Origin of the sequence: Lysinibacillus sp. FSL R7-0073, assembly GCF_038009065.1 — a bacterium.
In the GTDB taxonomy this organism is placed as follows: Bacteria; Bacillota; Bacilli; order Bacillales_A; family Planococcaceae; genus Lysinibacillus; species Lysinibacillus fusiformis.
In genome coordinates this window covers 381,611-405,352 of sequence record NZ_JBBPAS010000001.1, presented here as the reverse complement: position 1 = coordinate 405,352, position 23,742 = coordinate 381,611, and the positions used below count along the sequence as shown (strand labels likewise).

At 36.8% G+C, this 23,742-nt stretch carries 18 protein-coding genes; 5 read left to right on the top strand and 13 right to left on the bottom strand.

The window, feature by feature from the left end; all coding sequences use genetic code 11:
- Positions 1-25: 25 nt before the first annotated feature.
- Positions 26-919, bottom strand: coding sequence for a DMT family transporter (locus MKY88_RS01950; RefSeq protein WP_328205173.1), 894 nt, complete (start codon positions 917-919; stop codon positions 26-28).
- 186 nt (positions 920-1,105) lie between these two features.
- Here MKY88_RS01950 and MKY88_RS01945 point away from each other — a divergent pair, with 186 nt between their 5' ends.
- Positions 1,106-3,130, top strand: a complete 2,025-nt coding sequence (locus MKY88_RS01945) for an EAL domain-containing protein (protein ID WP_328205176.1) — start codon at positions 1,106-1,108, stop codon at positions 3,128-3,130.
- A 53-nt stretch (positions 3,131-3,183) separates the two neighbouring features.
- Here the strand turns inward: MKY88_RS01945 and MKY88_RS01940 are convergent, their stop codons facing one another.
- Together MKY88_RS01940 and MKY88_RS01935 are read right to left on the bottom strand one after the other, a co-directional pair.
- Positions 3,184-3,660 carry a threonine/serine exporter family protein gene (locus tag MKY88_RS01940; RefSeq protein WP_036122739.1) on the bottom strand — a complete coding sequence of 159 codons (477 nt, stop codon included), beginning with the start codon at positions 3,658-3,660 and terminating at the stop codon, positions 3,184-3,186.
- Between the two features lie 12 nt (positions 3,661-3,672).
- Positions 3,673-4,425, bottom strand: a complete 753-nt coding sequence (locus tag MKY88_RS01935) for a threonine/serine exporter family protein (RefSeq protein ID WP_090002438.1) — start codon at positions 4,423-4,425, stop codon at positions 3,673-3,675.
- Positions 4,426-4,751: 326 nt separating this feature from the next.
- Here MKY88_RS01935 and MKY88_RS01930 point away from each other — a divergent pair, with 326 nt between their 5' ends.
- Entirely contained in the window at positions 4,752-6,158 is a 1,407-nt protein-coding gene (locus tag MKY88_RS01930) for a polysaccharide deacetylase family protein (RefSeq protein ID WP_328205180.1), read from the top strand.
- A 57-nt stretch (positions 6,159-6,215) separates the two neighbouring features.
- On the opposite strand, the gene MKY88_RS01925 is transcribed toward MKY88_RS01930, so the two are convergent.
- The 4 genes from MKY88_RS01925 to MKY88_RS01910 form a co-directional block, all read right to left on the bottom strand.
- Positions 6,216-8,312: a beta-propeller domain-containing protein gene (locus tag MKY88_RS01925; RefSeq protein ID WP_340812887.1), complete on the bottom strand. Its 2,097-nt coding sequence runs from the start codon at positions 8,310-8,312 to the stop codon at positions 6,216-6,218.
- Positions 8,313-8,445: 133 nt separating this feature from the next.
- Positions 8,446-9,639 (bottom strand): acyl-CoA dehydrogenase family protein, encoded by a 1,194-nt coding sequence (locus tag MKY88_RS01920; RefSeq protein ID WP_328205185.1) that lies wholly within the window; start codon positions 9,637-9,639, stop codon positions 8,446-8,448.
- Between the two features lie 9 nt (positions 9,640-9,648).
- Positions 9,649-10,821 (bottom strand): saccharopine dehydrogenase family protein, encoded by a 1,173-nt coding sequence (locus MKY88_RS01915; protein ID WP_193830807.1) that lies wholly within the window; start codon positions 10,819-10,821, stop codon positions 9,649-9,651.
- Positions 10,822-10,847: 26 nt separating this feature from the next.
- Positions 10,848-12,326 (bottom strand): aldehyde dehydrogenase family protein, encoded by a 1,479-nt coding sequence (locus tag MKY88_RS01910; RefSeq protein WP_069479879.1) that lies wholly within the window; start codon positions 12,324-12,326, stop codon positions 10,848-10,850.
- A 413-nt stretch (positions 12,327-12,739) separates the two neighbouring features.
- Between MKY88_RS01910 and MKY88_RS01905 the strand changes: the two genes are divergently transcribed.
- Positions 12,740-13,540, top strand: a complete 801-nt coding sequence (locus MKY88_RS01905; RefSeq protein WP_012292620.1) for a TIGR00266 family protein — start codon at positions 12,740-12,742, stop codon at positions 13,538-13,540.
- Positions 13,541-14,074: 534 nt separating this feature from the next.
- Here MKY88_RS01905 and MKY88_RS01900 read toward each other — a convergent pair.
- Positions 14,075-14,305: a hypothetical protein gene (locus MKY88_RS01900; RefSeq protein WP_328205190.1), complete on the bottom strand. Its 231-nt coding sequence runs from the start codon at positions 14,303-14,305 to the stop codon at positions 14,075-14,077.
- 171 nt (positions 14,306-14,476) lie between these two features.
- Here MKY88_RS01900 and MKY88_RS01895 point away from each other — a divergent pair, with 171 nt between their 5' ends.
- Positions 14,477-14,752, top strand: a complete 276-nt coding sequence (locus MKY88_RS01895) for a hypothetical protein (protein WP_193830805.1) — start codon at positions 14,477-14,479, stop codon at positions 14,750-14,752.
- 502 nt (positions 14,753-15,254) lie between these two features.
- On the opposite strand, the gene MKY88_RS01890 is transcribed toward MKY88_RS01895, so the two are convergent.
- The 4 genes from MKY88_RS01890 to MKY88_RS01875 all read right to left on the bottom strand — a co-directional run bounded on the left by MKY88_RS01890 (position 15,255) and on the right by MKY88_RS01875 (position 20,038).
- The gene (locus MKY88_RS01890; protein ID WP_291756138.1) at positions 15,255-16,217 is read right to left on the bottom strand and encodes a 2-hydroxyacid dehydrogenase; all 963 of its coding nucleotides are present in this window, start codon (positions 16,215-16,217) and stop codon (positions 15,255-15,257) included.
- A 218-nt stretch (positions 16,218-16,435) separates the two neighbouring features.
- Positions 16,436-17,728 (bottom strand): globin-coupled sensor protein, encoded by a 1,293-nt coding sequence (locus MKY88_RS01885; RefSeq protein WP_291756136.1) that lies wholly within the window; start codon positions 17,726-17,728, stop codon positions 16,436-16,438.
- Between the two features lie 293 nt (positions 17,729-18,021).
- Entirely contained in the window at positions 18,022-18,855 is an 834-nt protein-coding gene (locus tag MKY88_RS01880; protein ID WP_193830802.1) for an undecaprenyl-diphosphate phosphatase, read from the bottom strand.
- Positions 18,856-18,958: 103 nt separating this feature from the next.
- Entirely contained in the window at positions 18,959-20,038 is a 1,080-nt protein-coding gene (locus MKY88_RS01875) for a metallophosphoesterase (RefSeq protein ID WP_340812886.1), read from the bottom strand.
- Between the two features lie 306 nt (positions 20,039-20,344).
- Here MKY88_RS01875 and MKY88_RS01870 point away from each other — a divergent pair, with 306 nt between their 5' ends.
- Positions 20,345-21,493 (top strand): acyl-CoA dehydrogenase family protein, encoded by a 1,149-nt coding sequence (locus MKY88_RS01870; RefSeq protein WP_340812885.1) that lies wholly within the window; start codon positions 20,345-20,347, stop codon positions 21,491-21,493.
- A gap of 40 nt (positions 21,494-21,533) precedes the next feature.
- Here MKY88_RS01870 and MKY88_RS01865 read toward each other — a convergent pair whose 3' ends face one another.
- Positions 21,534-23,738 carry a histidine kinase dimerization/phospho-acceptor domain-containing protein gene (locus MKY88_RS01865; protein WP_340812884.1) on the bottom strand — a complete coding sequence of 735 codons (2,205 nt, stop codon included), beginning with the start codon at positions 23,736-23,738 and terminating at the stop codon, positions 21,534-21,536.
- Positions 23,739-23,742: the final 4 nt, after the last annotated feature.

The following is a 23,742-nucleotide window of genomic DNA, read 5'->3' as shown; positions in this document are numbered from 1 at the left end:
AAAAATTACTACCACAATAGTATATTTATGCTTTCTCACCCGCGATTGAAAGCCATGTTACACACACAAGCATAACGAATACCCCTACTAATTGCCAGAATCCTAAAGAAGTACCAAAGACAATAACTGAAATAATCATAGCCGTTAATGGTTCAATGCTGGAGAGGATACTCGTCTCTACAGCTGTTATATATTTCATACTACTTAAAAACAATATGAAAGCGACTGTTCCAAAAAATATTAAAGCAATCATTAAAAGTAGTGTCTTAAAATCATTGAAAACGACCCATTGGTTGGACAGCCATACTCGACTCACTATACCTAATGTGAGCCCACCTATTAGCATCCCCCAGCCAACTACTAACAACACATTCCACTCTCTCATTAAACTCGCAGGATATAATGTGTAAAAGGCAAAGGTTAAACCTACTGCTACACCCCATAGCAATGCTTTTGGACTAATAAGCAAACTATCAAATGAAGCGTTCGTTAGTAGTAGAAATAACCCCATAAGGGTACCAATAATTCCTATTACTTGATATTTTGGTGGCCATTTCTTTAAACTAAGAGAGACATATGCCACAACAAATATTGGCGCTAGAAACTGTAGTAAGGTCGCTAGCACTGCATTACTTTCATGAATCGCTGCTACAAATGCAAATTGAACACCTAGCATACCTACAATACCAAAGACAATGAGCTGTCTACCCCATAGTTTGTGCTGCCAAATACCAAAAATATTTTTTCCCGTTAACAATAAATATGTAAGTAGTATCATACCTGCAACCGATAAACGGATTGTTAACATAAAGGAAACAGTCAATGATGTATGGTTCAGTAACCACTCCATCAAGGGGCCAGTCGCTCCCCATAATATAGCACCCGAGACGATAAATATTATTCCTTTTAAACGTTGCATACCAATCCTGCTTCCTATATACATACTAAAAAATGTTACTTTTCTTCAAATCTTTTCTTGAACATCGTTAGAAAAGTCCTAATTCTTTTCATTATCAAATATTTACAAATATATTCATAATGACTAATTCCATATAATTATCTATAATATTAGTATATATTGATTACCCAAGGAGATCGAAAACTCATGAGTCATATGCATAAATCATTTACGATTGATGAACATTATTTAAATTCACTTCCTTTTCCTGCAATTATCTTAAATCAAGATGGACAAGCCACTATCTGGGGAAAGAGTGCTGAACATCTGATTGGTTTATCAACTAATGATATTACAGGAAATACTACTCCATCTATACACGAAAATCTACTACGTCAGCTTCCAGTAGAAACTTTTCAAGCTATCCTACGAAGCGAGGAAAGTACGTATATAGAAAAAATTCAAATTCACACCTCTTTAAAAACAGAAATGTCGACAGCACTGCTTGCAAAACCTTATACAGAGCAAGGAGAACGTTTGATTCTCATGATTTTTATGCTGCCAGAATTAATGACTAATGCCGTCTCTCACTGCAGTACATTTGTAGACCTTAAACAAGGATTAGATGCTACATTTATGACTGTAACACTTGACCACGATGGTTTCATCTTAGAATGTAATAATGAATTTCTAAAAACAAGCCAATGGACGCCAAAGCGTGTTATCGGCAAAACATTTTGGCAGTTGTTCCCAGATAATGACAGTAGTGAAAAAGTGACAAATATTATCTGGCGTAATTTAAACAACGGGCACACATGGCAAGGTGAAGTTGAAAAAATCACCAAAACGGGACAATCCTATTGGGTATTACTAACGGCTATCCCAACCTTTAATCTGGAAACAGGTGAACAACAATTTTTCTTAATTGAAAAGGATATTACTAAATCAAAAACTATCCAACACCAACTTGAGAAAATAGCTTATATCGACACGGAAACTGGGCTGATGAATGCCCACCGACTTGAAAAGGTCATAAGCAATATGATTGAGGATGACAGACACTTTTCATTTGTTTATTTAAGTATAGATAAATTTTATACTTTAAAAGAACTACACGATCAACAAATCGATCAAAGCCTAATTATTGAATTTACAAATCGCATTAAGATGTATTTCCAAGATAGCACGATGGCGCGTATCAATGAAAATGATTTTGTAGTTATCACACCTTTAAGTGAATGGTTTATTCAAGGCTTTTTATCATACTTACAACAGCACCCTATTTATAGTGGCAATATTGCTGTACCAATCTCTATTAGTGGTGGTATCACTAGATATCCTGAAGATCAAACAACATTTTCTCAGCTTATGAAAGCTTCTATTGCTACTATTTCAACTGTGCGTGAAGCTGGCGGAGATAAAATTGTGTCACTATCAACAGCGACACATAAAGCTTTAAATCGTAAAGCATTAATTGAAAAGCGATTACTACAAGCACTTGATCAAAAGAATTTAAAGGTCTTATATCAGCCTCAAATCGATGTTTATTCTGGAAAAATTACAGCTGTTGAGGCACTTGTACGTTGGGAAGATGAAGTGATTGGTGTGGTTTCACCTGATGAATTAATTCCAATCGCGGAAGAAACAGGACTAATTAATAATATCGGTTCCTTTATGCTAGAGAGAGCTTGTGAACAGGCGTTAATTTGGAAAAAAGCTGGCCATGATTTAAAAGTATCTATCAACTCTTCTGTACGAGAGTTCCGAGATAAAAACATGGCTAAGTCCATTCTAGAAATGATTGCTAAAACAGGCTGTCCAGCAAACCTTCTACAAATTGAAATCACTGAAAAATTTGCGTTAGAGGCAGAAGCTGCAACATCTATTGCTCAGCAAATGCGCAAATTAGAAAACGAAGGCATTTCCTTTATATTAGATGATTTCGGTACGGGCTATGGCTCATTTAGATATATGCAAATTTTGCCAATCGATACAGTGAAAATCGATAAAACGTTTACGAATTCTCTGTTAAAATCCGAAAAGAGCCAAAAGCTTATGAACGGTATGGTACAGTTAGGTAAATCTATGGAACTTAAAGTTGTAGCTGAAGGTGTCGAAACGGCAGAACAGGCTGATTTGTTAATTACTTATGGTTGCGATGCTATTCAAGGCTACTATATTAGTAAGCCTGTAACATCGGATGAAATCGAAGCATTGCTTGTAAAAAAATAATACGATATAAAGGAGGCTGCGTATCATAGAATACACGCACCCTCCTTTTATTTTCATTTTTTATAGACCTTTTGGAATTTCACTTTACTTGAACGGACTGAACGGAAAATGAGTTGAATAATTACTTCTGCAAAAACCAGTCCAATAACAATAGCCCCTGTTATTAGAAATGCCTTTAAACCATATTGTAAGCCTTGTAAGTAATCATCCTCTACAACATTTCTCATGGCATTATAGGCCATGCCTCCTGGCACTAACGGAATGATTCCACCAACAATAAAAATTATCATCGGTATTTTAAAGCGCCGCGCATATAAATGAGCCACGATGGCAATGACAAACGAACCGAAGAAAGAGGCTTTAACAACATCCATTCCTTGCTCTGTTAAAATATAATAAATAATCCAGCCAATTACCCCAACAAGCCCGCAATGAAGTAGCGTCTTTCTAGGTACATTAAAAATGATGGCAATTCCAGCTGTAGCGAAAAAACTAACAACTAATTGTATGATAATGTCCATTATGTGCATGCTAGTCGCCTCCTAAAATCCTAGGGTGACGGCAATAGCTGCCCCTATGGCAAAGGCAGTTAAAAAGGCTTCTGCTCCTTTTGCCATCCCTGACATAAAATGACCTGCCATTAAATCACGAACTGCATTCGTAATCAAAATTCCAGGTACGAGCGGCATAACAGAACTAATTATGATTTTATCTAGCTCTGTCCCGTACCCATACTTTACTGCAAAGAAGGCAACAAAGCCGAGAACAAGTGATGCTGTAAATTCAGAGAAAAATTTAACTTTTGTTAAATGATTCGTTATTACAAGCATGAGGAAACCTGACCCCCCTGCTAAAACAGCGATAGGAAAATCGGACCACCCACCCTTAAACATAATAAGGAAGCAACCACTTGCAAAAGCAGCCGCAATAACTTGTAAATAGGTTGGTAAAAAATAATTTGTTTTTTGTATCGACTTTAGCTCGTCATAAGCTTCTTCTAATGTTATCATGTGAGATGTGAGTCTCCGAGATACTGAATTTACCAAGGCTATTTTTTGTAAATCTGTAACCCTGCTGGAAATTGATGAAATTCTCGTTGGCTGTGTCTTGCCTAACGAAAAAATGATTCCAGTCGGTGTGGCATAACATTGAGCATTCGGCATATTTTGAGAATGTGCCATCCTCAGCATCGTATCCTCCACACGGTATGTTTCTGCACCACTTTCAATCATAATACGCCCTGCAAGCAACAAACAGTCAATCGTAAGTTCATTATCCGCTTCTTGTAAGACCATTGCAGCTATCTGCCTCCTTCAAAATGTTCCTTGCCAATAGTATCGAACTGCCATTAAAAACACAACTGAAAATTTCAGCAAAAGATTGGGTTTTTTTCAATTTAATTTTACATAATTGATCTTTGGTTGTTCTATTTTTAGTAAGGATTTTTTATCCACTAATACAGTAGTATAACCACGTTCGATATACTACTTCAAGAAGGAAAAATGGCTAGCATTAATTTCTATAAATTAACAATAAAAGTTTATAGATTTGTATAACTTTTTTCATGATTGACACGTCTGATTGTATAGAAAATAAAAATGAGGGGAGCGTATCCAACACCATGCAGGAACGCAGAAAAAAACGCGGCCCAATAATAGATTTTTTATTACTTGGCCTCATTGTAGCTTTAACAACTATTATACTCGTTATTATCCTATCAAAGGATGAATTTAAGTTTCAAAAAATTAGTGCTTCAAAAGAAACCGATACAGAATCGGTTAATAGTAATATATCAACGGAAAGTTCTGCGTTTCCAGGGATACGAATTGTAACAGATGTTTCTAATGATAAACGTACACCTTTTGCCATTCATTACCCACAAACAGATAACGAAGTTTTTAATGATACCGTATTACAATACATAACGGATTCAAAAGAAAACTATCTAGCCTCTATGAAAAAAGATAAAGAAGTTATGGGTGAATTAAATATTAGTCTTGAAACATTTCCGTACCGAGAGCATTACTATTCATTTGTGCTAACAAAGATGCTTTACGTAGGTGGAGCTAACCATGAGGTCACAACGAAAACATTCTTTATTAATAACGAAACTGGCGAGCAAATAACTATTCAAACATTATTACAAAATGACGAGAATAATTTATCGACGTTAGCCGCAAATGTGCGAAAAGATTTGCAGAAGAATCTCCAAATAAAGGATGAGCTTTTAAAGGATGAATTATTAAAAGCTACTGAACCAAAATGGTCCAACTTCACTCGCTTTGCAATTGCAGACGATTCGTTACAATTCTATTTCGATGAATATGAGATTGCTAGCGGGTCAGCAGGTGCCCCAATAGTGAAACTGCCACTTTCGCTCATTAACCCATTGTTAGCCTCTGATTTTCAAATTGCTATGGAAAATGTAAAACCAATTACACCACCACCTACTGGTGATCCAAATAAAAAACGAATTGCGCTGACTTTTGATGATGGTCCACACCCAAAAGTGACGGAGCAGATATTAAACATTCTCGATAAATATCACGCAAAAGCAACCTTCTTTATGCTTGGTAGTCGTGTACAATATTATCCTGATATTGCAAGAGATGTACTTGCACGTGGGCATGAAATCGGAAATCACTCATGGAATCACCCGGTTTTAACGAAACTTACGCAAGAACAAGTAATGAAAGAGTATAATACAACAGCCTCTGAAATAGAGAAGGCTATTAATCACGGTGCCACTGTTTTCAGACCACCTTATGGAGCAACTAATGACACGATTGACGCTGAGATTCCTGTTCCAGTCGTGCTTTGGACAATTGATACATTAGATTGGAAGCATCGCAATGCACAGCAATTATTGCCAAATGTAAAAAATAATCTACACAATAATGCAATAGTACTAATGCATGATATCCATCAATCTACTGCAGATGGGCTCGATGCTGTTCTTGCTTATTTACAAGGTCAAGGCTATGAATTTGTAACAGTTTCTGAGATTTTGCCCTACCGTCAAAAGTAAGATCTACCATAAAGAAAAGTCCAATGAATTCTAATTGAATTCATCGGACTTTTTTTGTCATTTAATGATTAATGTATCTAGAGGTTTAAAGTCTTTTAACTGATAGCTCTTCACTTCATTACGCGCTACTGTATAAAGAGCGTCCTCTATATAAACAACCCTTTGTACGACCTGCTCCCAATTTTCATATGGCTCACCGTTCGTAGCATTCATAATATTCCCTTTTAGAGCAATTCCTTTATCTGCAGTAATTTCATAAATTTGAGCACCCTGACCTTTATAAACAATATTGTCTCCTTTACCCGCTTCGTATTGGACAACTGGGAAACCAAAGTAATTGTATTCCTTATTTCGGAATAGCGCTTTTGGATTGTATTGAACTTCAGAATAGGAACCCTTTCCGCCAATTTTCACGGTGGATTGTTCTTTTGGATTTTTGAAGTCTGATACATCAAATAATGACATTTTCATATTAGTCGTTACTGTAAAATTACGCTTCGTATACGAATCATAGCGTTGTTCTGTATCATAGCCAATTCCAATTAAATGTGTGTCATCTAATGGATGCAAGTAATTACTAAAGCCCGGAATTTTTAACTCCCCAAGGATTGCTGGTTTTTTCGGATTTGCTACATCAATGACAAACAGTGGATCGACTTCCTTAAATGTCACCACATATGCCTTATCTCCCATAAAACGAGCAGAATAAATCTTTTCCCCAGGTGCCATATCTTTCACTGTACCTAGTGCTTTTAAATGTTCATCTAAAATAAAGAGATGGTTATAGGAGGTACTCTTCTCATCCCACGTATTACCTTCTGTTGTAAAGATTCGTAAGTTGCCCTTATATTCATCCATAGAATATTGATTTAATACAGTCCCCTTTACTTCAGTACTACCAGTGAAATTCAATGTTGTTCCATCTATATTCCATTTGAAAATTTGCGTGTCAGCTGCTCTCGGCATCCATATCATATCCATAGCGCGTTTCTCTAATGGTATAGCGTTAGTACCTTCATAAATTGGCGTTGTTAAATATAGTGCATTCTCTGACATATAAAGTCCACTACTGCCGCCCAAGTATCCTTTTGTATTAGCCGTTGTTTTGGCACCATTTTTTAAATCGATAGCTGTAATTAAACTATAGGTACCATCCATTGTATTAGGCAAAATCGAAATTTTTTCTAAAGGTAGGCTTTTGAACTTTTCTCCTGTCAAACTATCATATGTTTTTGGTTTTAAATCTGCTTTTTGCTCTTGTTGTAATACCCAATAGTTCGGATACATATTACCAATTAAATAGAGTGTGTCTTTTGCAATCCGAATATCCTTTAGATATCCTTCTTGCCCCACATCGCGTATATGTTTTGGATTATTTGGATTAGAAATGTCATAAAATGAAGCTGTGACCATTCCCGTGCCTGCTTTTTCAATATATTGATCCCCAATCGCTATTAATAAATTATCATATAGCGCAAGCTTTGAAATATATTGCGACTCTTTCAGCTTAATATTTGCAGCCAGTTTTAAATGCTGAGGGTCTTTAGCATTTAAAACTGTAATGCTTTGATCTTTTGCAGTAAAAATAAAGCCGTCTTTGACAACAACAATATCGCCTTCTTCTACACCTTCCACTTGATTATTAGTTGTAGACTCGTTATTAGCTGTTGCTTTATCTTCACTTTTCGCACTTAGAGACATCTCTTCTTCTCCAATTCCACCTCTTGGAGCCTTTAACAAATTCTTAAAATATTGTTCTAATTCTTTTTCTGATTGAACGGCTGTTAACGTTTCAATAATTGTAAATGGAATAACTTGCGAAGCTACATTAAGTCCTCCCTGTGCAAAGGCTTCTTTTTTTACATGTAATTGATAACTGCCTGGTACAAGTTCCTTTACAACTAGTGTTTTTTGATCTTCTAACAATGCAATCGTTGCAGGTACTTTTTCTCCTTTTTTTGTCGTTACATACACATTGTCTTCAGTAATTTTACTTTTCTTTAAGCTTACAGAGAATGATGCCTGCCAACTTTGGGTAGCCATACCCACACTAGCAGCCTTGGCAGTGACCTCTGTATTCATTGCCCATGTGAAAATACCAGGTACGATCGCTATAACAGCTATCAACATGAATGCCAGCCATTTACTTTTCATTATTTTACCTCTCCTTCATATACTTGTTTATCCATTAGACTAAGAAAAAGACGGAAAGTTACATTATTCTGAAATTTTTTAAGGAGTGGTTACCCCTACACAAAAAAACGAAAGGGAATAATTTCCCCCTCGTTTATTCTTCAAACGGCCATTTCGGTAGCTTATTAGCTAATGGCTTATCTTGGCGTCTGCCTAATACATAATCTGCCTGCATAATGGTATGAATTTCTCGCGTCCCTTCATAAATAACAGGTGCTTTCGAATTCCGCAGATAGCGCGCAACTGGATATTCATCTGAATAGCCATATGCACCATGAATTTGTACCGCATCATCAGCAGCCTTATTGGCAAAATCGCACGCCTGCCATTTCGCTAAAGATGTTTCTCTAGTATTACGAATACCTTTATTTTTCAATTCACCTACACGATAGACCAATAGACGGCTCATCTGGTAACCAGCCTCCATATTAGCAATCATTTGTCCGACAAGCTGATGCTCTCCTATAGGCTTACCAAAGGTTTCACGTTCATGACAATATTTCACGCTTGCCTCTAGACACGCTTGGATCAAACCAACAGCCCCCGCAGCTACAGTGAAACGTCCATTATCTAGGGCAGACATGGCGATTTTAAATCCTTCTCCCTCTGCACCGAGACGGTTTTCTACTGGTACACGTAAATCTTCAAAGAAGAGCTCACCTGTATTGCCTGCACGAATCCCGTATTTCCCTTTAATAGCCTTTGATGTAAAACCTGCCATTGAACGTTCAACAATAAATGCACTAATACCATGATGTCTCTTGGACTTATCTGTATAGGCAAAAACGATAAAGTGATCAGCTATATCACATAAGGAAATCCATGTTTTCTGTCCATTGATGACATAATGATCCCCATCACGGACAGCTGTAGTAGACATAGCTGCTACATCAGAGCCAGCACCCGGCTCAGTAAGACCAAATGCACCGATTCGTACTCCTTTTGCCTGTGGAATAAGATGGCGCTGCTTTTGGTCTTCCGTGCCCCATTGCATTAATGTCATACTATTCAGACCAACGTGAACGGATACCGCTGTTCGGAATGCTGTATCTCCACGCTCCAGCTCCTCGCACACAATAGCAAGGGAATTATAATCCATTCCACTCCCACCATACTGCTCTGGCACACAAACGCCCATTAGCCCAAGCTCCGCGAGCCTCGACCAAATTTTAGCATCAAAGCCCCCTTCGGCATCCCACTTTGCAATATAGGGAATAATTTCTTCATCAACAAATTGCCTTACCGTTTTTCGTAGCATTTCATGCTCAGTGGACATGTCAAAATTCATGGTCAGCACCTACCATTTCACAATCATAGCAGACTTATGAGACGTCTCTTTTATTACTACACCACGTTTGGCCATTTCTTCAATATACGTATCGCCAGGGACTACTGATTCAGGCGGGAAAACACCGTGCTCTTTAATAACACCCGCACCTATCATCTGAGCTACAACCGAAATAGTATTAGCTGTAGCACGAGCCATCGCTGTTTCATTGATAGTCATATCCTTACGCACAACCATTTCATATTCATATGTCACTTGTTGTTGTGCTTTTTCACCAGCAACAATGACACGTAATAGAACCGCATCTGGTTTTGTTCCCAACTCCAGTTTCTTTTTAAGCGCCTCACGGACTACAGAACGAACAGGCACCTCTTGATTATCAACCTCTACCTTATTCGCTGAATCAAGGAAGCCTAAATCTGCTAATAGCTTAAACTTCTCTGCATGTCCCTTATAACGAATAGTTTTATACTCTAATGTGCGGACATTTGGGAATGTTTTATACAATGTGGAAATGCCTCCAGATGTATAAAATGCCTCAAGCACACCGAAATCATCAAAATAAATAGGCTCAACACCTGAAAGGGAAGGGACTTCTTGTAATTTGCCCTTTTGAATCGTTTTTGAAGGCTCAGTATAATGATCAAAAACACCATCTAATGAAAATACACGTGTATAATAAAGCGGAGGCTTTGGTTCAGTTGGAATGCCGCCCACAAATAGTTTAATAGACTCAACATCATCTAATTTTGAGGCACCATAGCCCGCTAGAATATTGATCATACCTGGAGCAACACCTAAGTCAGGGATAATTGTGACCCCTTTTGCTTTTGCTTCCTCATGAAGATCTAATATATTTTCGGTAACACCACCTATATGGCCACCTAAATCTACAGAATGTACACCCGCTTCAATGGCCGCTCTCGCAACTCGCTCGTTGAAGGAATAAAATAATGCATTGATGACAACATCACCTTTTGAGATGACCTTCATTAACGAATCATCGTGCTCTGCATGAAGCTCTACAACTTCAACCCTATCTGTATTTAAAGTATCCACAAAGTCCTGTGCCACTTTTACATCGATATCACCTAAAAATACACGATCGACTTTATCATTTTTTATTAAATCACGAGCTACCTCTTTACCCATTAAACCTGCACCTAATACAACAACTTTCATCAAGAACATCCCCTTTCGTTGATCTGTTACTCTGTATCGATTTGTGCTCTTTGTAATTTACCACTGTAGTCTACGTAAATGCTCTTCCACTCCGTATATACATCTAGGGCTGCAACACCTGAATCTCGATGTCCATTGCCAGTTCCTTTTGTACCGCCAAATGGTAAATGGATTTCAGCACCTGTTGTGCCGGCATTTATATAAACAATACCCGTGTCTAATTCACGCTGTGCGCGGAAAATAGTATTAACATTTTGTGAGAAAATTGAGCTTGATAAGCCAAATTTCACGCCATTATTTACTTCAATTGCTTCCTCTAAGCTTGCTACCTCAATTAGAGAAACGACAGGACCAAAAATCTCTTCTTGGGCAATAATCATGTCCGGCTTCACGTTCGTAAACAATGTAGGCTCGTAATAAAACCCATTGTCATATGGTGGCTCATTTAAAATTCTACCCCCAGCTAGTAACGCGGCACCTTCCTGCTTGCCTATTTGTACATAGTGATTAATTTTTTCCAATGCAGCTTTATTAATCACCGGCCCAATTTTAACTCCTTCGTCTAGACCATTCCCAATTGTGAGTTTTTGCATTTCATCTAGGAGACGATTTTCTAATTGCTCTTTAACATCTTTATGCACAATTACTCGGCTACATGCTGTACATCTTTGACCAGCGGTACCAAAGGCACTCCAAAGTATACCCTCTGTAGCCAGTTGAAGATCTGCGTCATCCATAACAATGACAGCATTTTTTCCACCCATCTCCAAGGAAATCTTTTTCAAATGCTTACCGCCAAGCTCCGCTACTTTACTGCCTGTTGTCGTCGACCCAGTAAAGGAAATGACCTTAACATCAGGGTGTTCAATGAGCGCAGTCCCTACTGTCGGTCCTGTACCAAACACAATATTTGCTACTCCATCAGGTAAACCTACTTCTTCAAAAATTTTACCCATTTCATAAGCCATCATAGGTGTCTCATTTGATGGTTTCCAAATGAATGTATTACCCGCCACAATTGCCGGGAATGATTTCCATGTGGCGATTGCAACAGGGAAGTTCCACGGCGTAATAAGTGCTACGACTCCAATTGGTGCCCTTACACTCATTGCAAACTTATTGGCCAATTCAGACGGAGTAGTTTCGCCAAACAACCTACGACCCTCTCCTGCCATATAATAGGCCATGTCAATTCCTTCTTGTACTTCTCCTCTTGCTTCTTCAATTACCTTACCCATCTCTTTTGTTAAAACGGTCGCCAAATATTCCTTTTTTTCTTTCATTTTTTGACCGATGGCATATAAAAATTCTGCACGCTTTGGCGCAGGCACAAGTGCCCAGCTCTTTTGTGCTTGTTTGGCTGCTACTACAGCCTCATCTACCTCATTAGAAGTAGATAATGGTATGGTAGCAAGTTGCTCACCATTTGCAGGGTTCGTCACTGCTATACTTTGTAAATGTGAATGTGTGCTCCATTTACCACCAATATAGTTTTTAATCTCCACTCCATACACCCCCTGAAATACTCTATGATGCCTCAGCTTTTGTTACCAGTTGTATTCCTCAGGTACAAAATCTATGAATCTTAATAGAATAAAATACTTCAATATTCCGAATTTTCAAGATGTGATATACCCTGTCATACTATGATTATCAGTGACAATTGCCAGAGGCTTTATTTTCACTTAACTGCTTCCCCTCTATTAGAGAATATTCCAAAAGGAGGAATCGCTTAAGGTTATGTATATTCATAACACCCTTAGTTATATGAAAATAAATAATACACATTCTAGTTTTTTATATTCGCCATTTTCTATTTAATTCCCTTTTTTTCTAAATTATTTAATTTCTTATTGAAACCAAAGTGTTTTATAATCGTATAGAATATCAATAAATTTACTTTTGGAGGAATCCCTTTATGAATAATCATGAAATTGACTACAAGTTATTTGGTGACGACATGCAATATGTGCAAGTTGAGCTTGATCCACAAGAAACAGTTGTGGCGGAAGCAGGCGCTTTAATGATGATGGATGACTCCATCCATATGGAAACTATTTTTGGCGATGGTTCAAAAGGCGGCTCACAAAGTGGTCTAATGGGCAAATTATTAGGTGCTGGTAAACGTTTAGTAACAGGTGAAAGCTTATTCATGACGACATTCACAAATGTTGGCTCAGGTAAGAAGCATGTTTATTTCGCTTCCCCGTACCCAGGTAAGATTATTCCGATGGATTTAAGTCAATTAAACGGGAAAATTATTTGTCAAAAAGATGCGTTCTTAGCTGCAGCTAAAGGTGTTTCTGTGGGCGTAGAATTCCAGAAAAAAATCGGTGTAGGCTTCTTCGGTGGTGAAGGCTTCATTATGCAAAAGCTTGAAGGCGATGGTATGGCATTTGTACATGCAGGAGGAGCCATTCATGAAAAAACATTACAGCCTGGGGAAGTTTTACGTGTAGATACAGGATGTTTAGTTGCGATGACTTCAAATGTAGATTACGATATTGAACTTGTTGGAGGCGTAAAAACTGCATTGTTTGGCGGTGAAGGGATTTTCTTCGCTACATTACGTGGACCAGGAACTGTTTGGGTACAATCATTACCATTCAGCCGTTTAGCAAGTCGTGTCTTTGCAGCAGCACCCATTTCACAAGGCGGTGGTGGCCAGTCAAAAGGTGAAGGCGGTATTGGTGGTTTATTCGATTTATTCAATAGATAAAAAGAAGGAGCATATCTATCAGTGATATGTGTAGCTTTTTAATAAAGTTCGATTAAAAGTAAGTTGCAAACGCTGATTTTATACAGAAAAAAACCAACTGTTTTGAAACAAATTTTGATCAAATCAGTTGGTTCTTTATTTAACTAGTTTAGTTTTTATAAAAAAGTTTGACTATTTCAGGATGCGACTATTCAATTAAACAAGGCATAAAAAAAGATGACCTATTTTATTATTTGATCGCTAAAAATTTAAATAAAACAAAGGGCTAATCTTTAATTGAGTAGATTTTGCCCTTTTTCTACGGACTGTTAGGACATGGAGATTTCTCATAGTACATCACAGGCACATCATTCACGTAAATTAATGCAACATCAATAATTTAACAAATCTTGCTCTCACCCTTTAGCAAGGTTCTTATGGTCTGCTTCACCAATAAATTATTTGCCATTTATAGTTGTCACTTCCCCTGTATTTCCCCCTCACACAACTCCGACAAAAAATGAAAAAGAATGGTTAACGCTACTCTTAGAATCTTTACTGTTCCTCTTTCTCATTACAAGAAAACTCATAACTCTGAGTTAACTTATTAGTAATTACTAATTCGTACTCTCCACCTTTTTTTAAACATCCTGAAGAAAGCAAGCCTATTTCTTTGTTATTAAAATAACTTTTTACAGCAATTAATATTGCAAATACCAATAACAAAGTAAAAACAATTATTATGGCAATTTGAATATAATTATAATCCCCATTAACATTCTTCACATAAATCTCCCCCTTTAAGCTATAATTAATTAGATTTTATCCAAAATATTGTATTAAAGGAAGGAATTTCTATAAAATCAAGATTATTTCTCATGTGTTTTATTAGTTTATTTTTCTTAAATGCTTGTACTAACAATGAAAACAAGGATAGTTGGAATTTAAACATTCAGAATGTTGAAAACTACTCTAAAGAAAACGGTGATAAACGCAAACATCGTTTGGTTTGTTCCAATAGTAGTTGGTGCAATTATTGTTGCTGGTGGTATTATCTTTTCTGCCCTTTACTTTTCTCATAAAGAAAAAATGACCCTAATTGATAAGTGTTACGCTAACGGTGGTTATCCAGAAATTGATTCAAAGGACAAAGCAGGTGCTAAAGGAACCACTGATGGTGGAGCTGCAACTAAAGCAGGTGGATATAAATTTGAATGTAAGAAAAAGAAGTGAGGCTGGGACATAACTAATTAGTTCCTTCATAAAGCCGAATAATCTCTAAATTACCAAAACACAATAAATAGAAAAACCGAACTATTCCGAGCTTTTCGGTGGATAGATCGGTTTTTTTGTTGGCAATTATAAAAGCTTTTTGTTACTTTGAAATAAAGTTTAATTAAAAACACCTTACAAACCCGTATTTTACGGTAAATAAGAAGAATCCATTTTGTGTTGGTTTAAAATAAAGTTTAATTAAAACCGTGCTACAAATGCTGATTTTACAATAGAAGAAACCCATCCATTTTGAAAAAAGATTAATCACAATGGATGGATTTAATTTTGTGAAGGAGTTATTTTTTATAAAAAAGTTTGATTAAAACTCACTTAGAATTCTTACATCAAAAAGGGACAAAATGGTGCAACTTTTTTAAAAACAGTAGAACTTTATTTTAAACGATACATCTTTTTTATAAACGGTACAACTTTATTTTAAATCTACAATATGCTCCATTTTTTAATCAATTCGATTTGAAATAGCCTTGCCCTGTCCATAAGCAGCCAATGCTTTCACATTTAACATGAGCATAGCTGTTCTTGTTTCTAAGGACGCACTACCGATATGCGGCAGTGCCACTACATTCGGGAGTGTCAACAATGGATGATTCATAGCAACAGGCTCCTGTTCAAAGACATCTAGCCCTGCTGCCCATAACTTGCCACTTTTCAAGACATCGTATAGAGCTGCCTCATCAATAATTCCACCACGTGAAGCATTTATTAAGACAGCATCCTCTTTCATTAACGCTAATTCATGTACGCCAATGAGACCCTCAGTATCACTATTGTAAGGTGTCATAATTACAACAAAATCAGATTGTTGTAAGAGGTCTTCTAATGACACATACCGAAAGCCATACATTTCTTCCGCCTCATGTCGACGTCTTCGATTATTATATAAAATTTTCATTTCAAAACCTTTTGCTCGTCTAGCAACAGCCTGACCAATTCGGCCCATCCCTATTATTCCAATCGTCGCCCCTGATACGTCTTTACCAACCAGCTGCATCGGGTACCAGCTTTTCCATTTCCCCTCTCGTAAATATCTCTCACTTTCTGGAATTCTACGAGCAGTTGCAAGCAGTAAGCCAAATACTAAATCAGCCGTTGTATTCGTTAAGACACCAGGCGTATTTGTCGCCATAATACCTCTTTTTCGTAAAGCCTTCACATCAATATTGTTAAAACCAACTGCTAAATTTGTTACTAGTTTTAGGTTTGGTGCTTGCGAAAGTAATTCCTCATCCACTTGATCTGCAATTGTTACCCATAACACTTCGCAATCAGCAACAGATGCAAGTAGTTTATCGCGGGGGATGACAATCTCCTCCTCTTCCCACTGAGAAACTTCATAAAACTCTTTTAATGGCTCAACAATATGTGCAGGAAACTTACGTGTAATAAATAATTTCTTTTTCATGTTCCAAACACCTCTCTACTCATTTCCCTAATTCGCCTATAGCGTAACACTTAAGGGAAGCATTTTCTAGAGGTTTCTAGTTTGCAACCTTCTATATTAATCGGTAATTTCCCTTTTCATCCGCCTAAAAACTTTGTTTATCCGTGAAATCAATCATTTTATCCACTTTACAAGCATAAAAAAACTATGCATAAGCTGTATGCATAGTTACATCTCATTTAAAATTCTCTAATGGTCGTATTTAAACGATTGGCAACTCTCTCTAATTCCTCAGAGGATTCACCAATTGTCTCAATAATATTTGCTAAATCTGATATTTGCTTTCCTACGTTTTGGAAATTTGAAATGGAATCCTCCACGGAGGTAGATATTGCATCAAATGCCTTTAAGGACTCGGCATTCCGTTCAATACTATTATTTACGAGCTCTTGTATATCCTGTATAGCTTGAACTACTTGTGTTGTAATACCATTCGACATCTGAATTAAATCAGCGATCTGCTCAACTGAGCTTTTCGTCTGATCCGCTAGCTTACGTACTTCATTGGCAACAACCGCAAAACCTTTGCCATGCTCCCCAGCACGCGCCGCCTCAATTGCCGAGTTTAATGCCAATAAGTTTGTTTGACCCGAAATACTTTTAACCATTTCAACCACAGCATTGATTTTTGAAGAGGATTCGTCCAGCTGCTCCACCATATTAGCCATTTCAAATGTCTTATGATGAATTTTCCCTGTTTGTTCATTAATAGAAACAATCTTGGCATAGCCTTCACTTGAAACCTTTTGCATCGATTCTGCCTCATGAATGCTATCCTTCAATGAATCGTTCACCTTTTGGGCACTATTAACGAGCTCTGTTACTGTATCCGATGTATTTTGTGATTGAGCCTCTATGTCAGTAGAAATCCCACCTATTACATCCTTTACATGCTCTCGAACGTTATTGCGTTGTTCCTCAATCAATGTATTTGCATAGTTATCGTATTCCTCTAAAACAATTTGTTGTTCAAAATTACATATTTTACTGATTGCATCGCAAAATTTTTCTTCCTCCCCTTTAGATAAACGAAGTTCAAAAATTATCTTACGTAAAGATTTTTCTAGAATTTGAAAGGCTGCTAAATACCATTTCGGATATAAGTTGATCTTCACATGCATTTTTGCCACGCGTCTACGCTTTTCAAGGAAAGCTTCATCTATTCTCCCCTCGAACATTTCAATAATATGATGGCGTAATGTTTGACGTAGGCGCTCACTGGAACTATGCCTTTGAATAACTTCACGTAATGCTGGCACACTTTCAATTGCATGATAAAATGCCGCTACAACTCCCACAACGTTTCTTTCCACATATGGCTTTAAACTATTAATTAATTGAAGATCATATACGCTTAATTCCACAAGATTCAATTGCAATAAACGATCAGGATCTTTAATAAAAATGCCTATATTAGCTTCATTACTTATTTCAATTGTATTTATCTTAGATCTACTTACAATTTGAAACATTTTATCCACCTCATATTATAATCATATACCGAACTAAGTCTATTATCCTAAATGCTATTAAAAAACAACAAATAAGTAGATACTTTATGTATCAATTATAATCTCAAACCTACCAAATGAACAATATATGGGTAAATTTTGTCTGTATTTATTAAATACAATATTACACTTACCCTAAAAAAACAATACTATATACCTATTTATATTCATTTTAATTGAAAGATGGATTGAAAAACCAATAAATTTAAGACAAAAAAGCCACCGCTTCTTGTGAAAGAAGAGTGACTTTTTGTTTACATGAAAATAATTACGCAAAGAACTGCTGCTAAAACTAAACGATAAATTGCGAAAGGCATTAATTTCACTTTTGAAATAAGTGCTAAGAAAAACTTGATTGATAGTAATGCAAAGATAAATGAACTAATAAATCCGACAGCGTAGAATCCGAAATAATCCATCGATAATGTATCCCAGTTTTTCAAAACAGATACTAAACTAGCTCCTGCCATGATAGGTACCGCCATGATGAATGTAAAATCGGCTGCAACACGGTGACTCATACCAAATAATACCCCACCAGAAATGGTCGCACCTGATCGTGAAAATCCTGGCCATAAAGATAAACATTGAACTAGCCCAACTTTAAAGGCTAAACCATATGAAATCTTATCTAAAGAATCTACTTTTGGTTTTCTTGGTGCTAATTTATCCGCTGCAATCATTAGGATTGCCCCTGCTACTAGTGCATAAACAACATGCTCTACTTTAAACAGATGATCGTCAATAAAATCCTTAAATGCAAACCCTAAGACAACTGCTGGTAGCATACCGACAATAACATGCAATAAGTTAAAACGTCTATTCATGGACTGAGACTGACCGTCAATTTTGTATAAGCCAACTAGGCTTAACATTCGCTTCCACATCACCACGATAACAGCTAAAATGGAGCCCAATTGTACAACAATTTTAAATGTGTTGGCAGGATATTTACCTAAAAACTCCTCTGTTTTTAACCACATATCGTCAACAATAATCATATGGCCAGTTGAAGATACCGGGGCAAATTCTGTCATACCTTCAACAAAGCCTAAAATCAGTGCTTTTAATAACTCTATAATTTCCACCTTGTCACCTTACCTTTATTAATCAAATACTCACTTATTATAAATTACTCCATTTTCATATACTACTGCTATTTCACCTATAAGTCACCCACAGCTCTAGCCATTAACGAAATTTCAAATCCACTATCCAAAGCTCTGACCTACTACCGATCCTCATAGGCGGACCCCAGAAGCCATAGCCTGATGAAACAAGTGTATGCATTTGGTCTTTCAACTTATAACCATAATCCAGTTCAAACACTCGAGCGGTAATATACTGATTTGGCCACAGTTGACCTTTATGCGTATGACCTGACATATGTAAATCCACCCCTAGTTTTGAAGGGGTTAACAAATCGTCAGGCGTATGATTCATTACGAGCCATGGTAAGCTTTCGGAAGACTTTAACTCTTCTAGTGACTTTCTATCATTATTCGTCCTGTCCTCTTGCCCTGTTAATATAAACGCATCATCTATACCAATTGTTTCATCAAGTAGTATATTTACATTGGCATTTTTCATTTCTTTTATAAACTCAGGAATCTTTTTACCATAATATTCGTGATTACCCAATATACCATAAGTTCCATATGTAGATGTTAATTGTTTCATGACATCTGCCATTTCCCCTTGAACAAACCATTTTGGATCATCATCGACAATATCTCCGGCTAGCAACACAATATCCGGCTGCGCTTCATTCGATAAGTTAACAAAACGTTGTAAATGCCTTTTATGCGATAAAACACCTAAATGAAAATCAGATGCCATAACAACTCTCAATGACTTCAGTTCACTATCCTTCTTATCAACAGTTAGTTCTAAATGACGAATGACTGGAGAATAGGCTAAATAAGAGCCGATAATACTTAGCATAAATAATACAGCAACTGCTATACTACCAATTATTTGTACATTTTTAAAGGGTGTTAGCCAAATAATCAATTGTGCAGCTAAGCATAGCAATAAACCGTATTCAAAAACAAACATCCAGTAATCACCAATAACTGAAAAGAATCGTAAGGACTCATGTAATCTGCCTATAACAATACTGAAAGCGACAAGGTACAATACTAACCAATATAAGAGTGGGTAACGGAACCATCCCATAGCCCCTAGCCACTGCTTTACTCCCCACCCCAAATAGAAAGTCAACGCACTATAAATACTAATTAAAAGTATACCACCGATTACTTTTGGCATAACTTCGTCCTCTACTTTCCTATATATTTAGTTGATTATATCATTTATATGTAACAGTCATATTGGATGAAGTACTTGAATAATCTTCTAAAGAAAATAAGGACTAACTGCTTTAACCACTACATTGTAAGCATAGCTTATTATTTCGTATCATTCTTTTGTTTTACATGACATTTCACTGGACATAAATGACAATTTCGTCATTTTAGTATAAAAAGCTACTATTATTTTCACAAATATTCCAGTAACATAATAGATGATAGAGAAAATTTACGTATTTACGAGCAAAAAGGGGTGCTAATTCAAATGACACGTTATAAATTTGAAACAACAGAGCATGAGTTATTTCGTAAAACTTTTCGTAAGTTTTTAGCAGAAGAAGCCGAGCCACATTATGCGCAATGGGAAAAAGATCATCTTATCCCGCTTACATTTTGGCGAAGACTTGGTGATATGGGCTATCTTTGCCCTCAAGTAGAAGAGCAATATGGTGGACTAGGTCTTGATTTTAGTTTCGGTGTTATTATTCAAGAAGAGCTTGAGCGTATAGGTTCAAGTCTTATTGGGATCGGTCTGCATAATGATATTGTCGTACCTTATATTGAATCCTTCGGTACACATGAACAAAAATCACGGTGGCTGCCAAAATGTATTTCAGGCGACTATATTACAGCGATCGCCATGACTGAGCCAGGTACAGGTTCAGACTTAGCAAATATTCAAACAACAGCTATTCGTGATGGAGACCATTATATTGTAAATGGCCAAAAGACCTTTATTACAAACGGAATTCATACCAACTTAGCGGTTGTCGCCGTGAAAACAAATCCGTCCGCTGAAAAAAAACACCAAGGTATTAGTCTACTTGTCATTGAAGAAGGTACACCAGGCTTTACAAAAGGGCGGAAGCTGGAAAAGGTCGGTATGCATGCTCAAGATACAGCTGAGCTATTTTTTGAAGATTGCCGTGTGCCAACACAAAACCTACTTGGTGAAGAAGGTAAGGGCTTTGTTTATATGATGGAAAAACTTCAACAAGAGCGCTTAGCTGTGGCAATTGCTGCACAAACAGCAACTGAGGATATGCTTGCCTTAACACTAGACTATGTAAAATCACGCCAAGCGTTTGGCAAGTCCATTGGAGACTTTCAAAATACACAATTTAAAATAGCTGAAATGGCTACTAAAATGGAGCTTGGTAAATCATTTTTGGAATCGTTGATTGAAGAACATCTTGCAGGAAAAGATGTGGTAACGAAAGTATCCATGGCAAAATACTGGATAACTGAAAGTGCCCGTGAGATAGCCACGCAATGCATGCAACTTCATGGTGGCTATGGCTATATGGAGGAATATAAGATTGCACGAAGGTACAGAGACATTCCTGTTATGTCCATCTATGCAGGCACGAATGAAGTCATGAAAGTAATCATCGCCAAGAACTTAGGCTTATAATGAAAAAAGATGGTGGCAATCCTCTGCCACCATCTTCTCCTTATACTGCTGAAATTCGAACAGTCACTTTAAATAAATCGCCATCCACATCAATTGTCATTCGAGCACCATGCAAATCAACAATGGATTGGGCAATGGCTAATCCAAGTCCAGATCCCTCTGTATGACGTGAAGCATCTGCACGTTTAAAACGTTCAAATAGCTCCTCAGCATCTTCATTAATTTCATACTTCGCTACATTTTTTACCGTTAATTCAGCATCACCATCTGCTGTTCGTTTTAACGTCACATAGACGCGGGTACCCTCTAATGCATATTTCAATACATTAACAATTAAATTGTCAATGAGTCTCCACCATTTTTGACCATCCACATAGGCATAAATAGGCTCATGAGGCATCGTCATTCGTAAATCTAAACGTGACTGTAATAAATCTTCCTTATGCTCCCCAACTGCCTGCTGAATAAGTTGGGTCAAATCTACACGACTTCGTTGAAGCTCAATATTACCACTTGCCATTTTCGACACTTCAAAGAGATCTTCAATCAATATTTTTAAACGTTCAGATTTTTTATCGAGAATATGAATGTATTGTTGACGTTCTTCCTCTGTAAGATTAGATTTTTTCAAAAGATCCGTATACGTAATAATTGAAGTTAACGGAGTTCGTAAATCATGACTCACATTGGTAATAAGCTCTGTTTTTAAACGTTCACTTTTAGCCTGCTCATGCATGGATGTTCGAACGCCTTCTCGTAAATGATTAAGATTTTCAGCATGACTTGCGAGCGGGGACTTCCCTTTCACTTTCACGTCACGATTCAGTCGCCCATTGGCCATATCTTTCGTATCCTTCATAATACGGTTTAAGTAACCCATTCTTGATAAGAATACAATCAAGGTTGGAAACCCTACGAACATGCACATACCTAGAACAAGGACTGGGAAAGCTCCTCCTCTTAACATAGAAGCGACAAGGCTACCTCCTCCAAAGAAGGCTGCCGCTAACATGAATAGTGCGTGCAACGCTATAGAGCGATTAATAAATAAATCCGTAATTGAATCCCCGAGTGACCATAAATAACTGGATTTCACATTTTGCTCTAACTTTTTCATTGTATCTATTCTTGTATAAAGCCAAATTAGTTGAATAAAAAAAGCAATTCCTATAACAATTAACACACCTAATTTAAAGGCGAGATCAAGTATAGAGCGTACATAATTATATTGAAAATTGTAATCGTAAGTGTATTCAATCGATTCAAAAACAATTTGAGATGAAATAAAATACATAAACCCTGTGATCAACACTAAAACAACTTGAAAATCGAATTTAACCTTATTTAAAATATCTTTTTCCTTCATACCTCTGACAGTTTGCAGTACATCTTTACGACCTCTCCAAGCAAAAATTGCCGTTATTATACTAGTGAGCCATATAAAGAAATAGGTATATTGATTACGATGAAAACGATTATAATCCTGCATAACACCTAATGATTGAACTGCTTTTTTAGAGATGGTTAAGACACCTGTATATTCAGTCGTTTCATAAAGATTATCGACATCCACATAAGTTTCTGTACGGTAAAAAATATCCCTTACATTATTACTAATATTTCCTACATACAATGGATTTCGCTCAGAATACTTTATTTTATAGGCACTACTTTCTGAAACATCACCTGCACGGTACGTTTCTCCTGTTTCCGTATTCGTCAACTCATAAGACCAGTAATCATAAGACTTTTTAAAGTTTTTAGCTTCACTCTGTGCTGCTTTTATATATTTATCGATAAGTGCTTCTTCTCCAGCAAGAATCTTCTTTCGAACATGTTCATCGTTTTCGAAATTTGACGTAATGTCCTTAATTTTATTATCTCGTTCAGTCTCTAACTTTATTTGTAATTCTCCCGCATTGGCATCTATTGCTTCCTGAATTCGCTGTTCGTATTGTTGTTTAATATTATCGATTTGCTGTCCTAATGTACCATAATAATTACGATGCTCTTCTATTTCCGACTGCGTAATCTCTATTTTCCCTTTCAAGTCTTCGGCCTTCGGTAAATTTATTACTAACGGCCCGAGTTCTGAAGTAAAATTATCGATTTCATGTTGGAAATTTTCTGAATCGAAATAGGACTTACCAATATACTGATAACCTACATGCCAAAAAGTAAAGATGCCGAAAATAGTCCAAATGAGACTCATTAACACCAGTAGGGATTTCCATTTTTTTATCATACCT